Origin of the sequence: Sphingobium limneticum, from assembly GCF_008710165.1 — a bacterium.
GTDB lineage: Bacteria > Pseudomonadota > Alphaproteobacteria > Sphingomonadales > Sphingomonadaceae > Sphingobium > Sphingobium limneticum.
Genome location: NZ_VYQA01000010.1, coordinates 95,777 through 110,862 on the forward strand (window position 1 = coordinate 95,777; position 15,086 = coordinate 110,862).

General features: G+C 63.5%; 15 protein-coding genes. 5 read left to right on the forward strand and 10 right to left on the reverse strand.

Features of this window, described 5'->3' with window-relative positions:
- Nucleotides 1–37 precede the first annotated feature (37 nt).
- Both F4U95_RS14355 and F4U95_RS14360 read left to right on the forward strand, forming a co-directional pair.
- Nucleotides 38–616: a nitroreductase family protein gene (locus F4U95_RS14355; protein ID WP_150426236.1), complete on the forward strand. Its 579-nt coding sequence runs from the start codon at nt 38–40 to the stop codon at nt 614–616.
- 73 nt (nt 617–689) lie between these two features.
- Nucleotides 690–1,034 (forward strand): GntR family transcriptional regulator, encoded by a 345-nt coding sequence (locus F4U95_RS14360; RefSeq protein WP_150426161.1) that lies wholly within the window; start codon nt 690–692, stop codon nt 1,032–1,034.
- A gap of 1 nt (nt 1,035) precedes the next feature.
- Here F4U95_RS14360 and F4U95_RS14365 read toward each other — a convergent pair whose 3' ends face one another.
- The 8 genes from F4U95_RS14365 to F4U95_RS14395 form a co-directional block, all read right to left on the reverse strand.
- A complete protein-coding gene (locus tag F4U95_RS14365) occupies nt 1,036–3,075 on the reverse strand; it encodes a tetratricopeptide repeat protein (RefSeq protein WP_150426162.1) in 2,040 nt (679 codons plus the stop codon).
- Between the two features lie 5 nt (nt 3,076–3,080).
- The gene (prsR, locus tag F4U95_RS14370) at nt 3,081–4,445 is read right to left on the reverse strand and encodes a PEP-CTERM-box response regulator transcription factor (RefSeq protein ID WP_150426163.1); all 1,365 of its coding nucleotides are present in this window, start codon (nt 4,443–4,445) and stop codon (nt 3,081–3,083) included.
- The gene (prsK, locus tag F4U95_RS14375) at nt 4,445–6,517 is read right to left on the reverse strand and encodes an XrtA/PEP-CTERM system histidine kinase PrsK (protein WP_150426164.1); all 2,073 of its coding nucleotides are present in this window, start codon (nt 6,515–6,517) and stop codon (nt 4,445–4,447) included. Before prsK ends, prsR begins: the two co-directional genes overlap by 1 nt.
- Nucleotides 6,518–6,530: 13 nt before the next feature.
- Nucleotides 6,531–7,919 (reverse strand): TIGR03013 family XrtA/PEP-CTERM system glycosyltransferase, encoded by a 1,389-nt coding sequence (locus F4U95_RS14380; RefSeq protein ID WP_150426165.1) that lies wholly within the window; start codon nt 7,917–7,919, stop codon nt 6,531–6,533.
- Between the two features lie 238 nt (nt 7,920–8,157).
- Nucleotides 8,158–8,430 carry a hypothetical protein gene (locus F4U95_RS14385; protein WP_120250462.1) on the reverse strand — a complete coding sequence of 91 codons (273 nt, stop codon included), beginning with the start codon at nt 8,428–8,430 and terminating at the stop codon, nt 8,158–8,160.
- Between the two features lie 52 nt (nt 8,431–8,482).
- Entirely contained in the window at nt 8,483–9,148 is a 666-nt protein-coding gene (locus tag F4U95_RS14390) for a sigma-70 family RNA polymerase sigma factor (RefSeq protein WP_120250463.1), read from the reverse strand.
- 117 nt (nt 9,149–9,265) lie between these two features.
- Nucleotides 9,266–9,397, reverse strand: a complete 132-nt coding sequence (locus F4U95_RS25380; RefSeq protein WP_281347236.1) for a hypothetical protein — start codon at nt 9,395–9,397, stop codon at nt 9,266–9,268.
- 77 nt (nt 9,398–9,474) lie between these two features.
- Nucleotides 9,475–10,266 (reverse strand): response regulator, encoded by a 792-nt coding sequence (locus F4U95_RS14395; RefSeq protein WP_120250464.1) that lies wholly within the window; start codon nt 10,264–10,266, stop codon nt 9,475–9,477.
- A gap of 276 nt (nt 10,267–10,542) precedes the next feature.
- Here F4U95_RS14395 and F4U95_RS24805 point away from each other — a divergent pair, with 276 nt between their 5' ends.
- On the forward strand, nt 10,543–10,794 hold the full coding sequence (locus F4U95_RS24805; protein ID WP_150426166.1) for a NepR family anti-sigma factor: 252 nt from the start codon (nt 10,543–10,545) through the stop codon (nt 10,792–10,794).
- Between the two features lie 43 nt (nt 10,795–10,837).
- Complete coding sequence (locus tag F4U95_RS14405; RefSeq protein ID WP_246171601.1) at nt 10,838–12,385, forward strand: sensor histidine kinase; 1,548 nt, start codon at nt 10,838–10,840, stop codon at nt 12,383–12,385.
- Between the two features lie 116 nt (nt 12,386–12,501).
- Here the strand turns inward: F4U95_RS14405 and tgt are convergent, their stop codons facing one another.
- Nucleotides 12,502–13,632, reverse strand: a complete 1,131-nt coding sequence (tgt, locus tag F4U95_RS14410; RefSeq protein WP_150426168.1) for a tRNA guanosine(34) transglycosylase Tgt — start codon at nt 13,630–13,632, stop codon at nt 12,502–12,504.
- Nucleotides 13,633–13,677: 45 nt separating this feature from the next.
- On the reverse strand, nt 13,678–13,857 hold the full coding sequence (locus tag F4U95_RS14415) for a hypothetical protein (RefSeq protein ID WP_120252098.1): 180 nt from the start codon (nt 13,855–13,857) through the stop codon (nt 13,678–13,680).
- Between the two features lie 238 nt (nt 13,858–14,095).
- Between F4U95_RS14415 and F4U95_RS14420 the strand changes: the two genes are divergently transcribed.
- Nucleotides 14,096–15,079 carry a crotonase/enoyl-CoA hydratase family protein gene (locus F4U95_RS14420; protein WP_150426169.1) on the forward strand — a complete coding sequence of 328 codons (984 nt, stop codon included), beginning with the start codon at nt 14,096–14,098 and terminating at the stop codon, nt 15,077–15,079.
- Nucleotides 15,080–15,086: the final 7 nt, after the last annotated feature.

Here is a 15,086-nt window from a genome sequence, read left to right on the forward strand (position 1 = left end):
TTGCGCCGAAGCGTTGGGCACGCCATCTGTCGGCACGATGTTCAACGACCTCTCCTCCCCGCTCGCCCTGCTCCAGACCCGCCGTTCCGGCAAACCGCGCGACCTGATCGCGCCCGGCCCGGACGACGCGCAACTGCGCCAGATATTGGAGGTGGCGCTGCGCACCCCCGATCATGGCAAGCTGGCGCCATGGCGTTTCGTCATCGTGCCGCAGGACAAGCGCGCCGCCTTGGCCGACCTGCTGGAAACCGCCTACCGCGCGGAAAAGCCGGACGCCGGACGGCTGGAAATCGAAGCGATGCATCAGTTCGCCCATCAGGCGCCGACTTTGGTCGTGGCCCTGTCCACCCCGGTCGCGGGCAGCAAGATCCCGGTCTGGGAACAGGAATTGTCGGCTGGCGCCGCGATCATGAACCTGCTGCACGCCACCCATGCGCTGGGCTTTGCCGGCGGCTGGCTGACCGGCTGGCCCAGCTTCAACGACGATGTGCGTGACGCCTTTGGCAAGGACGGCGAAAAGATTGCCGGCTTCGTGTTCATCGGCACGTCCGGCAAACCGCAGGAAGAACGGCCCCGGCCAGAATATGACGCGATCGTATCGACCTGGGACAGATAATTATAACCGCAAAGCATTGCCGAACAACCTCTGCGGATTGACCCGCATGGCTGTATTATGGCACTGATGCACTATGGCCGACGAATCCAAACCCGTCTATCTCCGCCTGCGTGAGATTATCGCCGCCTCCATCCTGGATGGGGAATTTACCGATGGCGACCTGTTGCCATCGGTGCGCGCCTTTGCTGCGGCGCAGGGCGCCAATCCGCTGACCGTGGCTAAAGCCTATCAAAGCTTTCAGGACGACGGGCTGGTAGTGGTGAAGCGCGGCGTCGGCATGTTCGTCTCCGACGGTGCGACCCGCCGCCTGCGCGAAGCCGAACGCGAACGCTTCCTCGACAGTGTCTGGCCGCCCGTCGCGGCGCAGATCCGGAGGCTTGGCCTGCGGATCGACGATCTGGATCTGCTGAAGGCCTGATTTACAGCGCCGCCAGCGCGTCCAGTGCATCCTGACGACCGACAAAGCCACGCACAGCCGCCGCACGGCCCAGCGCCAGCTTCGCCTCCCCCTTGCGCCCCGCCGCTGCATAGGCCTGCCCCAGATGCAGTTGCAGCGCAGGCGCACCGGGCGCCAGCGCCACCGCCTTTTCCAGCAGGTCGACCGCCGCCGGCCCCTTCTCGCCGCTGCGCAGCAACACCCAACCGAACATGTCCGCCGTTACCGGATTGCCGGGCATCAACCGATAGCCATGCGCCGCATAGGCGCGCGCGGCGTTCCGATCGCCATCCTCCATCGCGGCGCGCGCGAGGTCCGCCATCAGCACCGCGTCATTGTCCCCAATCTGTGCCCGCACCGCCTGCAACATCCGCCGCGCGCCGCGCCAGTCCTGCGCCTGCATCGCCATGTCGGCGCCCACACGCTGAACCTCCACGTCATTGGGATTCTGACTCAGGAACAATTGCACCACTTGGCGGGCGCGCGGCGCATTGCCCGCACGGGTCCATGCGGCGGCCAGCCGCAGCGCGGCATCGCGATCGAACCGGATATTGCCGGCTGCTTCATAAGCATGCGCCGCCTCCTGCGGCTGGTTCGCCGCGCCCAACGTATCGCCCAATATCAGCCAAGCATCGGGCGCTCGGGGATTGGCACGGCTGAGCAATCGCGCCCGGGCCAGAGCATCGCCATTGCGACCCGTGCTGAGCAGCGCCCGGATATAGGGAATATTGTCGCGCGCGGTCGTACTGCTGGCCGGCCCCGCACCGGATGCCAGCCCATGGTCCGCCGAACTGGCGAATGAATCGCTCGACGCCCGCACCGGCCAGGCGGCCCGCGCCAGCATATCACCCGCCATCGCCCGGTTGCCCAGCGCCTCCTGCACCCGCGCGGCAAGCGTCAGCACATAGGGATCGGCATCCCGCTGCGCCACGATCGGCGCCAGCGTCGTCGCGGCGGAGGCGAAGTCGTCATTGTCATATAATGCCCGCGCCAACAGCGTACGCGCCGTGCGGTTGTCCGGCTGGGCAGCGACCAGTGGCGCCAGTGCCTCGGTCGCCAGCACGGGATTGCCATCCTGCAATTGCAATATGCCGCGCAGCAGGCGGGTCGCCGGCTCATCGTCCAGCCGGCCTTTGGTTCGCTCCAGCAGCTTGCGGGCCAGATCGCCCTGCCCGACCCGCGCCGCCATCACCGCCTGCATCATCCAGGCGCGCGGATTGGACGGGTCGAGTGCCAGAAGGCGGCGAGTGAGGCCCAGCATATGGCTCGCCTGCCCGGCATCGGCCAGGGTCGCGGCATATTGCTCCAGCGTCGGCACGGAATCGGGATTGGCGGCCAGCGCCCGCTCGAACCAGGGGAGCGAAGCAGCCAGGCCATATTGCGCGCGGGTCAGTTCGCCGCGCAACGTCAGCGCCTTCGCATCGCCGGGCGCCAGCGCAACCGCGCGGTCGGCGGCCATGATCGCGCCGGCCTGATCCCCCGCCACCATCTGCAACCGGCCTAGCTCGACCCAATTGGCAGGATCACCGGGCGCGTTAGCCAACGCATGTTGCAAAGCCGCGCGCGCTGCCGGCAGGTCACCCTGCCCCAGCATAGCCTGCGCGATCACGCGGGCCGCGAGCACGCCCGCGTCCGGGGGCAAGTCAGCCGCGCGCGCTTCCTTCAGAGCGCTATCCATGTCCCCCTGCAACAGCAGCGCCTGCGCCATGATGGCGCGCGTCGCCGCCGGCGGCGACCCCAATGTTCGCGCACGTTCGACGGCCGCCTGCGCGCCCGCCCCATCGCCCAGATCGACCTGCGCCTGTGCCTGCGCCACATGGGCGGCCGTCGATCTGGGATCGCGCTTGATGGCGTTCATCAACTCGACTCGCGCCGTGCGCGCGTCACCCTTGTCGAGTGCGGCCAGACCGCGCGTCAGCGCCGCACTGCCATCACGTGCATGCGACCGCCATTGCAATATGCCGGCAGCACCCAGCGCCAGCAGCGCTACCCCGACAATCAGGGCCAGACGGGACCGTCGCATCGGCGTCAGCCCTGCATCTGATATTGTTTGAGCAAATCATACAGCGTCGGCCGGCTGATCCCCAGCATCTTGGCCGCGCCGGAAATATTGCCGTCGGTGCGGGCAATGGCACGGCGAATGGCGCGACGATCGGCCATTTCCCGCGCAGCCTTCAAATTGACGACATCGCCACCATCGGCACGCTCGTCGTCCAGGTCCAGATCGGCAGCGGTGATAAGTTTCCCGTCGGCCATGATGACCGCGCGCTTCATCCGGTTTTCCAGTTCGCGCACATTGCCCGGCCAGCCCCAGCCGTCGAGCGCCGCCAGCGCATCGGGCGCCAATCCCTTGACCTGCGGGTTCATGTCACGGGCGAAGCGCGTCAGGAAATGGCGGGCCAGCAACGCCGGATCGCCCGGCCGATCCTTGAGCGCCGGAATCCGCACCACGATTTCAGCAAGGCGGTAATAAAGATCCTCGCGGAAGGCACCGCCTTCGATCATCTGTTCCAGATTCTGGTGGGTCGCGCACACGATCCGCGTATCGACGGCGATGGGCTGACGCCCACCGATCCGTTCGATCACCCGTTCCTGCAGGAAGCGCAACAGCTTGACCTGCAAGGCCAGCGGAATGTCCCCCACCTCGTCTAGAAACAGCGTGCCGCCCTGCGCCTGTTCGATCTTGCCCGGCGTGGTCTTGATCGCGCCGGTGAAGGCGCCTTTCTCATGACCGAACAGTTCGGATTCCAGCAGCGTCTCGGGAATCGCGGCGCAGTTGATCGCCACGAATGCGCCACCACGACGTGGGCTGGCGTCATGCAGGCCCTGCGCCAGCAATTCCTTGCCCGTCCCGCTCGCGCCCAGCAGCAGCACGGACACCTGCGCGCCGGCCACCCGCTCGATCGTGCGGGCGACCTTCATCATTTCGGGCGCACCCGAAATGATGCGCCCCAGCACCCGACTGTCCTCCGGCGCGGTTTCGGCCAGCCGCGCATTTTCCCGCTCCAGCGCATGAACATGGAAGGCGCGACGAACGATCAGCCCCAGTTCGTCGATATCGACCGGCTTCTGGTAGAAGTCATAAGCCCCACCGGAAATCGCATCCAGCGCACTTTCCCGCGCGCCATGGCCGGACGCCACGATGATCTTCGTATCCGGCTTGATCTTCAGCATCTCCGCCAGCGTGGCAAAGCCCTCGCTGGTGCCATCGGGATCTGGCGGAAGGCCAAGGTCCAGCGTCACCACGTCGGGCGTTTCCGCGCGCAAAATCTCGATCGCTTCCTGCCGGTCGCCGGCAATGAACAGCTGATAATCCTCATAGGCCCAGCGCAACTGGCGCTGAAGGCCCGGATCATCCTCCACGATCAGCAATTTGGGGCGAGTGTCGCTCATCAGGCGGCCTTTTCTTGTGTATCGCTATGGGGCGCCAACGGCAGGCGCAATGTGAAACGGCTGCCGGCGCCGGGCTTGCTCTCCACCTCGATCCGCCCCCCCATGGCCTGTGCCAGGGTCCGCGCCTCGAACGCGCCCAGGCCGAAGCCTGCCGCCTTGCTTGAGGAAAAGGGCTTGAACAGATCGCGGCGGATATATTCCGCGCTCATGCCCTTGCCCCGATCGATGATGGCGACCACCGCCTCGCCCGCTTCGGCGGACAGGCGCAGGTCGACCGGGCTTTCGGCTGTGCTGGCGTCGATGGCATTTTGCAGCAGATGGACGACGATCTGCTCGACCCGCACCGGATCGGCCAGGGCCAGCGGCGCGTCGCCACTGACATGCACGGGATGCTGCCGCCCACGCGTACGGGCGACCTGCTGCAACAGGTCGATCAGCGCGACAGGGCGCGGCTCTTCCGCCTTGCCTTTGTTATGTTGGGACAGGCGAGCGAGCATATCGTTCATCTTGCCCACCGATTCCTTGAGCGTCAGCACCATGTCGGCGCGAAATTCGGGATTGTCGGCATGGCGCTCTGCATTGCGGGACAGCAGCGACAATTGGCTCACCAGATTCTTCACGTCATGGATGATGAAGGCGAAGCGGCGATTGAACTCCTCGAACCGTTGCGCGTCGTCCAGCGCCTGCTGGCCCTGCGCCTCGCTGATATGCGTCGCGGCCTGTCGCCCGGCGGCGCGCAACATGTCGAAATCCTCCCAGTCCAGCCGCCGGTCGATCGGCGGCGGGGCCAGCAGCAGCGCACCGATCATCCGACCATAATGGATCAGCGGCACCAGCGCCCAGAAGCGCCGCTCCTGCGTCATCCATTCGGGCAGGTCGAGCGCGCCCTCTCCGCTCTTGCGCCGACCCAGATCGACGATCCAGCCGGTCTGCTCCAATTGCGCCACGATGCCTGGCGAGACCGTTCCGACATCGGACAAGTCGCCGGCCCAGTTCCATTGCGTTTCGAACGCCAACCCATCCTGCTCATCGCGCAGCAGCAGCAGCGCGCCGGGCGAATCGGTGATGTCGGCCATCGCCTTCGCCACGCGCTGGCCGAGCGGCGCGGCATCCTCGCCCGGACGACCGATCGTGTCGCCAAAGCGCATCCATTCGGTGCGATAATCATAGCGATGCTGGAAGAAATGCTTGGCGACCTGTACCTTCCACAGCGCCCGGACCTGCGGCGAAGGCAGCAGCACCAGCGCGGTGACGGCGGTGAAGAAGACCGCTGCAATCTCCACCACGCGTGCATAGGGACCGGCGATCATCTCGATCAGGACGGCCGCAGCGGTCAGTACCGCGACATAGAGGGCCACCGCGACGATGGAGAGCGACTGAAATGTAATGGCCCGCGACAATTGCAACCGCCCCGCCATCCCCTTGCGCATGCCCACCGCAATCACCGGCGCGATCAGCCCCATCAACAACCCGCGCAGCGCATAAAGCTCGTTCACCCTATGCGGCGCGAACCAGCAGATCGCGTAGAGATTGAGGTCATAGGTCCACATCGCCGCCAGCGATCCCAGCAGCAATGACACCCCACCCCGCTCCCGCGAAGGCCAGGCGGTGTAAAGATGATGGACCAGCAACAGGCTGCCGATCGCTGTCATCATGCGCAGGATCAACGAACAGGTGACGAGCGCGTGATGCAGGTCGCTCGCGGGCGACAATTGCCGCCAGAGAAGGTCGGTAACGGTCTGCATCAGCAACAGGCCGGCCACCGCCAGATAGACGGCGCTGACCGCCATCGTCGGCCCCGCGCGGCCTACCGGCCCACGCCGCAGCATGACATACATGGCCAGCACCCAGGCGGCATTGCGGATGCTTTCGCCAACGCCCGACAGCGGTTTCGACACGCCACCGAAGGACACGTAAAGCGCCCAGCACGACGTCAGCAACAGGGCCGCAGCGAGCAGACGCGGCTCTGGCGCCTCGTCTCGGCGACGGAGCAGAAAGATGCCCAGCGCCGCGAACAGCACTGCCGCCAGCGCATGGCCCCAGTCGCCGACAAATTGAAGGAGCGCACCCATGGTCGCTAACGCCTCAGCGCGCGCCGTCGGGCCAAAGCACGACCCGCAAGGTCTGGATCAGGATCAGCAGGTCCAGAAAGGGCGTGTAGTTCTTCGCATAATAAAGGTCATATTCCAGCTTGTGCCGGGCATCCTCGATCGACGCGCCATAGGGATAGTTGATCTGCGCCCAGCCGGTGATGCCGGGCTTTACCATATGGCGTTCGGCATAATAGCGTAGATGCTGTTCCAGATCCTCGACGAACTGGCGCCGTTCGGGGCGCGGGCCGACGAAGCTCATCTCGCCCTTCAGCACCGTCCAGGTCTGCGGCAATTCGTCGATCCGCAGCTTGCGCAGCCAGTAGCCGAGGCGCGTGATGCGCGGATCGTCCTTTTCCGCCCAGACCGCCTGCCCATCGACCTCCGCGTCCAGCCGCATCGTGCGCAGCTTCACGATCCAGAATTCCTGACCGAACAGGCCGACGCGCTGCTGGCGATAGAAAGCCGGTCCCTTGGTATCGAGCTTCACCAATATGGCAGCCAGCAGAATGATCGGGCCGGTCAGCGCCAGCAGGATGGAACTGGCGATCACGTCGAACAGGCGCTTGGCGATGCTGGACAGGCGGCGGCCGGCGGAAAACCCGTCGGAAAAAATCAGCCAGCTGGGATTGACGCTGGCCAGGTCGACTCGGCCCGTCTCACGCTCCAGAAAGCTGGACAGGTCGTTGACATGAACGCCGGTGGTCTTGATCCGCAGCAGGTCGCTCATCGGAATGGCGTTGCGCCGTTCTTCCAGCGCCAGCACGACTTCGCTGGCGTTCAGCCGGACGACGAAGTCGGACAGGTTGAACACCGCATCGCGGTTGATCGCTTCGGGAATGACTTGCGGCCCGTCATTCATGGCGATGAAGCCCACCACCAGAAAGCCCGCGCCACGCTTCTGCTCCAGATCCTTGATCCGGTTGGCCCGATTACCCGCGCCCAGTACCACCAGCCGCCGCTTGAACGCCTCCCCGCCCAGCATCGACCCAAGCAGTAGCCGCACGGTGACCAGCAGGGCAATGGCCAGCCCCATGGCGTAGAGCGAATTGGACCGCCACAGCGTCATGCCGGGCAGCAGGAAGTAGAGAACCGACAGGAAAATCACGCCCAGCGACACGGCCACCAGCAGGCGGGCAAAGGCGAATCGGATGGATTGCAGCGCTTCGGTGCCATAGACGCCGACCGCGATCATGCCGGTCTGGATCGCGACGGCGAAACTGATCAGCGGACCCATGCGGGTCATCACATGATCGACATCCATGCCGATCTGGCGCGCCCGCAATATCCAGCCCCCTTCGGCCGCGCAAAGCAACAACGCGAAATCGAGCAGTCCCAGCAGCAGCACCGCATGCGGTACATAATGTTTGAACAGCCTTATCATCGTCGCGCATATCCTGCTGGCCGCCGTGGTGGCGCACCTTCGGGGGAACCGGATTTTCCTTACAGCAGCTGTAAGATAATCCGACAGTGGATACACACTGCCCGACAATGGCAAAGAAATGCTGAATCCGGGGGCAACTGTTTGCAGGAACCCGCCGCTGAGCGCTGGCGCGCCGTTGGGTATGGCGAGATCACCAGATGGATCACCCGTTTATGGAAGAACGGAAATCAGGTCGGCTTCAATGCTCGTTGCGCAGCGTGTCGGCGGCGTTCTGCGCCGCATCGCCCACGATCCGGGCAGCGTCGTCCACCGATCCTGCCGCATGTGTCAGCTTGTCAGCCTGCGCATCGCCGCGTCGCTCGTTGGTCATATAGAAAAAGCCGATCGCCAGCACCAGCGCAACGGCGATCAGCGCGAAAACCACGCCACTGCCATGCGAGCGCCGGACGACGGAAATATGCGGTGATGGCGGGACTCGTTCGTCGTCCCGGCCAGAGGGCATGTCACCCATAGAGTCTCTCCTTGATCTCCGCATAACGGACAAGGGAAGCCGAACGTTCCGATCAGTCATCCTCATGGATAGTGTCGACGCTGCGGCCACGGCTCAGGCGATCCACATCGTCCATGATCTCGTCCAGCACCGCCGTGTCGGTGGTCTGCTGGGTACGACGGGACGGCAGGTCGCCGCTCTCCAATATCTGCTCCAGCGCAGCGCGACCGCGCGCCACGCGGCTCTTGATCGTCCCGACGGCGACGCCGCAAATCTCGGCCGCTTCCTCATAGGCAAAGCCGCCTGCACCGACCAGGATCAGCGCTTCGCGCTGGGGCTGGGGCAGTTGCAGCAGCGCGCGCTGCATATCGCTTAATTCGACATGCTTGTCCTGCCCCGCGGGCGCGGCGAGGATGCGATCCGCCGTCAGATCGTCCCAATCGCCCCGGAAGCGCGACCGGCGCATCTGCGACAGATAATGGTTGCGCAAGATGATGAAGGTCCAGGCCCGCATGTTCGTGCCGGCTTGGAAGCGATTGCGCGCCGCCCATGCCTTCAGCAGGGTTTCCTGCACCAGATCGTCCGCCACGTCCCGATTGCCGGACAGCGATCGGCCGAAGGCGCGCAGATGAGGGATTACGGCCGCGAGTTCGCGCTTGAAGTCCGAATCGGACAGCGTCGCGCGCTCTTCGATGCCGCTGATTTCGCTCTCGGCGACTGCACCAACGTCCTCATTCATGGGAACAACCCTCGTATCGGATTCTACATCCGCCGCATGAACCGACGTCGTCAAAGCCATAAGTGCATCCGTACCCTAAACCGATCACTGCCAAGAACCAACTTTCCGTTGCATCGCCTATCGCCAGATCACCAGCAGCATGGCGAGTACCGCCAGCGCCAGCGAGATGGCGAGTACGTAGCGCACCACATGGGGCGTGGCGCCTGCGCGCGCGTCATCGGTTGCGATATGTCTTTCCTGTCCGGTCATGACACGTCTCCCGATCGTTACGCATCATTAACGCAGCGCTCCGATCGGGGTTCCGTGACTTTCTGACCTCCCGCGCTTCAGGCGGGCGCGGTGGCCTCGTCGAAGAACAGCGCCTGCGAAATGGCGGCCTTCACCGTCGCGCGCTGGAACGGCTTGGTGATCAGGAAGGTGGGCTCCGGGCGTTCGCCGGTCAGCAATCGTTCCGGGAAGGCGGTGATGAAGATGACCGGCACCGAAAATTCGGCGAGAATGTCCTTCACCGCGTCGATGCCGCTGCTATCGTCCGCCAGCTGGATATCTGCCAGCACCAGGCCCGGCCGGTCGGCCAGCGCCTCACGCACCGCATCTTCGCGGGTGACAGCAATGGCGGTGACGTCATGGCCCAGATCGCGGACGATCGTTTCGATATCCATCGCGATGATGGGTTCGTCCTCGATGATTAGCACCTTGGCGCGGGTCTGCGCTTCGATCTCGCCCAATGCTTCCTCGACCAGCGCTTCCACATCGGCGCTGTCCAGGTCGATCAGATAGGATACGTCATCGACGGTGAAGCCTTCCAGAGCCGTCAGCAGCAGAGCCTGGCGCGGCAGCGGCGTCAATCGGGCGAGGCGCGCCTGGGCGATCGCCTCGCGACCGTTGCCGCCCGAATTAGGCAGATCTTCGAGGTGCGAGGACGACCAGATCGCCTGGAACGTCTTGTACAGGCCAAGGCGCGGGTCGACATCGCTGGGAAATTCCTCCGGCGCCGCGACGATCGCTTCCAGTGCGGCACGGACATAGGCGTCGCCGTGGTTCTGGCTACCGGTCAGCGCCCGGGCATAGCGCCGCAGGAACGGAAGATGGGGGTGCAGTTGCTGTCCAAGCGACATCGTCAAGTCTTCTCCCTGCCCGTTTGGGCATCATTGTCCCGAAGCATGGGAACGCCGCGAAGGATGGAATGTCCATGTCATTATGACAACCCCCCGTCGCCCCCATCGCCGCGCAGAGCTGTGCAGCGTAAAAAATGCTTCGGAGGACGGAACCATCGACAGACGGATTTGTTTCGCATCCACATGGTTTTTTCAACGATATCGTGATTTTCCTATGGATTGCACGGTTGTGCGAATTGACGTCATGACGCAAACCCGCGAAACGGGCGCGCCGGCATGGCGGAAATTGCTGCAGAGGGGCTGATTTTGGTTTCTTCAACGACGGAGCGGGGCGTGGCCGATGACGACAGAAATGACGTCCCACCTCCGGAAACAAAGGTGAAGGGCTCCGCCGCCCAACGCAAGCGCCGGTCCGGCGCGGGCAAGGAAGATGGCAATGTCTCTCATGCGTTGCGCACTGTTTACCAGCGCGCGGTGGAGGAAGATATTCCCTCCGAAATGCTGGATCTACTGAGTAAGCTGGACTGAGACGTTTATGATGGGGGGCAGCCTTCCTCCGGCAGCCCGCTCGATGATCGAGTCATTGCTGCATTTTTTCCGATCGACCGGGGTCAAGATGTTCCTCATCTTGACTCTTGCCCTGTTGCCGCTCGGGCTGATCGCGCTGGTTGCCTCATTGCAGGCGATCCGTACCGCCGACCTGGAAAAGGAAGCATTGCTTCGCGTCGCGGTGACGCAGAGCGCGCGGAAGCTGACCGCCGATTTACAGTCTGACCGCACCGCCCTGGAACTCACCGTCAATGCGATCGCGAATGGCGCCGCTGACAAGGGCATGTGCCGGCGGCTGGCTTTTTTCCTGACGTCCCATGATGCCGAGGGCGGTCATTTCTACATTTACGACCGGGCCGGACACATACTTTGCCAATCGTCTCAGTTGGAACCCGCTGGCATCACCCCTGCCAATCGCTTCGATCGTCCGATCGCCCAATTGCTGCCGACCCATCTGGTCAGCCGCGTACGCAGCGGCAATGGGCGGTTGGTCGCCCTGTCCTATTATTCGCGCGCCCATCTGGAGAGCGTGGCCGATCCGGCTACCGCATTGCAGAACCGACAGCTTACCCTGCGCCAGGGTAATCGCCAACTGGTCGTCAGCCGGCCGGGCGGCGGCGTCAGCGGCCATAGCAACAGCCTGTCCGCACGACTCGATCCACCCGACATTCTGCTCACCATGACCGTGCGCGAGCCGCCCGCCACGCTGGCGCGGATGTTGTCGCTCTTCCTGCCGCTGGTCATGTGGTTCGCCGCCGCCGCCATCGGCTGGTTCGTGGTCAACCGCCTGCTGATCCGTCCGCTGGTGCTGTTGCGTCGCGTGGTCGCCGCCTATCAGCCGGGCGAAGTGCTGGAACCGTTGCAGCGCATTCGCACGCCGGCGTTGGAGATCATGGCGCTGGGCGAGACGTTCCACGAGATCAGCAAGGACGTCGCCACGCATGAGGCGGAGATGGCCGAAGGGCTGGAAACGCAGCGCAAGCTGACCCGCGAAGTCCACCATCGGGTCAAGAACAACCTGCAGATCATTGCCAGCCTCATCAACCTCCACGCCCGGTCTGCGCATAATATCGAAGCGTCGGACGCCTATGCCTCGATCCAGCGCCGCGTCGATGCGCTGTCGGTCGTCCATCGCAACCATTTTGCGGAGCTGGAAGAAAATCGCGGCGTCGGCGTGCGCCCGCTCATCAGCGAATTGTCGGCCAGCCTGCGCGGCACCGCGCCCGCCTTGGCGCGTCGGTTCGCGATCCAGATCGACAGCGACAATCTGCACATCAGCCAGGACGTTGCCGTACCGATCGCCTTCCTGCTGACCGAACTGGTCGAACTGGCGATGATGCTCGCCCCGCAGGCGACGATGCGCATTTCCGTGCAACTGGAGCCGGACCGTGATGATCGCGCCCGGCTGACGGTGCGATCGACGGGGCTTCGCAGTTCGGACGACATGGCCAGCCATCTGGATGAGCGTTATGGCCGGGTACTGACCGGCCTGTCGCGCCAGTTGCGGACCCCGTTGGAATATGATGGTGATGCGGGCAGCTATAGCATCCTCATCACCGTCATCCCCTAGAGCATTTTGAAGTCAGCTGGCACAGCTGACGGCTCGCAAAATGCGGACAACAAAAAATTTCTAGAGCCTAGAGCATGACCCGATTCAATCTAGTCGGACCATGCTCCAGAATCGGATCAGACCTTCCGATAATCGCGACGGAAATCGGCGGTGAAGCTGGCCAAGGTGCCGGCGGCGATGTTGTCGCGCAGGCCCTGCATCAGTTCCTGGTAGAAATGGATATTATGCTGGGTCATCAGCATCGCACCCAGCATTTCCCCTGCCTTAACCAGATGATGCAGATAGGCCCGGCTCCACGTCGCACAGACCGGACAACCGCAACGCGGATCGAGCGGCCCCTGATCCTCATTGAATTTCGCATTGCGTATGTTGAGCGGCCCGGCCCAGGTAAAGGCCTGCCCGTTGCGCCCCGACCGGGTGGGCAGCACGCAATCGAACATGTCGATGCCGCGCTCCACCGCGCCGACGATATCGTCCGGCTTGCCCACGCCCATCAGGTAGCGCGGCTTGTCCTGCGGCAGCATGTCGGGTGCGAAATCCAGCGTAGCGAACATCGCCTCCTGCCCCTCGCCCACCGCCAGGCCACCTACGGCATAACCGTCGAAACCGACCTCGATCAGCTTTTCGGCGGAAATGCGGCGCAGCCCCTGATCCAGCGACCCCTGCTGGATACCGAACAGCGCGGCGCGATCCGCATGGTCGCCGCCCGCATCGAAGCCGTCGCGTGATCGCTTGGCCCAACGCATCGACCGCTCCATCGACCGGGCGGCCTCGTCATGGGTGCAGCCATTTTTGGTACATTCGTCGAAAGCCATGACGATATCGCTGTCGAGCAACCGTTGGATCTCCATCGACCGCTCGGGCGTCAGCATATGCTTGGACCCGTCGATATGGCTGGAGAAGGCGACCCCTTCCTCGCTCATCTTGGTCAGCGCACTCAGGCTCATCACCTGATAGCCGCCGCTGTCGGTCAGGATCGGCCGGTCCCAGCCCATGAAGCCGTGCAGGCCGCCCAGGCGCGCCATGCGTTCGGCACCGGGGCGCAGCATCAGATGATAGGTGTTGCCCAGGATGATGTCGGCGCCGGCCGCGCGCACTTCGGCGGGGCGCATCGCCTTGACGGTGGCGGCGGTGCCTACAGGCATGAAGGCAGGCGTGCGGATTTCACCGCGGCGCATCTGGATCGCGCCGGTGCGGGCCTTGCCATCGGTGGCGTGGATCGAGAAGGAAAAACGGGCTTTGGTCATCGCCGCGCTCTAATGGCGAACCGGCGTCTGTTCAAGAAGCAGGCCTCAACCCGCTTTTCGCACGCCCTCGAACAGAGCCATCGCATCTATGTGAAAACCCTCTATCCGGCGATAGGGGCCGATGAAGCGCAAGCAATCGGCAGACAGCCGCAAAGGCCAGGGATCACCCTGCTCGTCATGCAGGGCCAGCGTGACGCTGGGGCTATGTGGACGCGGCTCGTTCATGACCGACGGCATAATTAACAAAGGTTAACAAAGGCCTGAGCCTAACATTTTACAGTCGAGCAACAACGGCCTTTGTGGCATCTGCGCCACATCCGATCCGGTTCTGGGGCTTTTGGGGCGACCTCCTTGCAACAGTGCAGGGCAAAAATGGTTAACACCCTGTCAATCATGTTCGGGTTGATTGCATGCTGCCTGCGAGCCTGATCTGTTCATTCAGAATAGGAAAATGGGGTCGCACATGATTGATTCAGGACGGTTTAATCCGGTCAGAGATGAGGCTGAAGCCGCATCCCACGACGATGTCTCAGGCAGCGCCGAACTTCCGCCGCTTGCCGTTACGGAAACACCAAGCGCAGCCGGGCTGGAAAGCGCGTTCCGGCAGTCGACTCTATTCGATCTGGGTCAGATCGATGTCCGCTGGGACGCAGACCTGTCGACGCTCTGGGCGTTCATGACGCCACTGGAGCGACCCAACAGTAACATGGGCCTGATTCGCGACACCATGGCTTGGCAGCGCGAAAGCAAGCAGGTCTTTGGCGGCAAGCAGAACAACGATGGAAGCGGCCTGCTGAAGTTCATGGTGCTCGGGTCGCGCTTTCCCGGCGTGTTCAACCTAGGTGGCGATCTGGAAATGTTCGCCGAATGCATTCAGCGCCGCGACCGCGCCACGCTGCTGAAATATGGTATCGCCTGTTGCGAGATCGTCGATCGCATCTGGCATTGCAACGACATGAACATCATCAATATCGGCTTGGCCCAGGGTGACGCGCTGGGCGGTGGGCTGGAAGCATTGATGTGCTTCGACGTCATAATCGCTGAAAGACAGGCCCGCTTCGGCTTGCCCGAAGTATTGTTCGGCCTCTTCCCTGGCATGGGCGCCTATTCCATTCTTTCCCGCCGGGTCGGTCCCGTTCTGGCGCGGCATATGCTGACAGATGGCCGCATCTATACCGCCGAAGAAATGTGCGACATGGGCATCGTCAACCAGGTGGTCGAAACGGGCGAAGGCGAAGCCGCGACCGCCCAGTGGATCAAGGATCACGCATCCCACCATGCAGGCTATGTCGGCATCAACCGAGCCGGTCGTCGGGTCAACCCCATGACGCTGGAAGAGCTGATCGATATCGTCGAAACCTGGACCGATACGGCGTTGGCTCTATCCGACCGCGATCTGCGCATGATGCGGCGGCTGGCGGCTGCCCAGACTCGCTTGCGCGGATAGGGAAGAC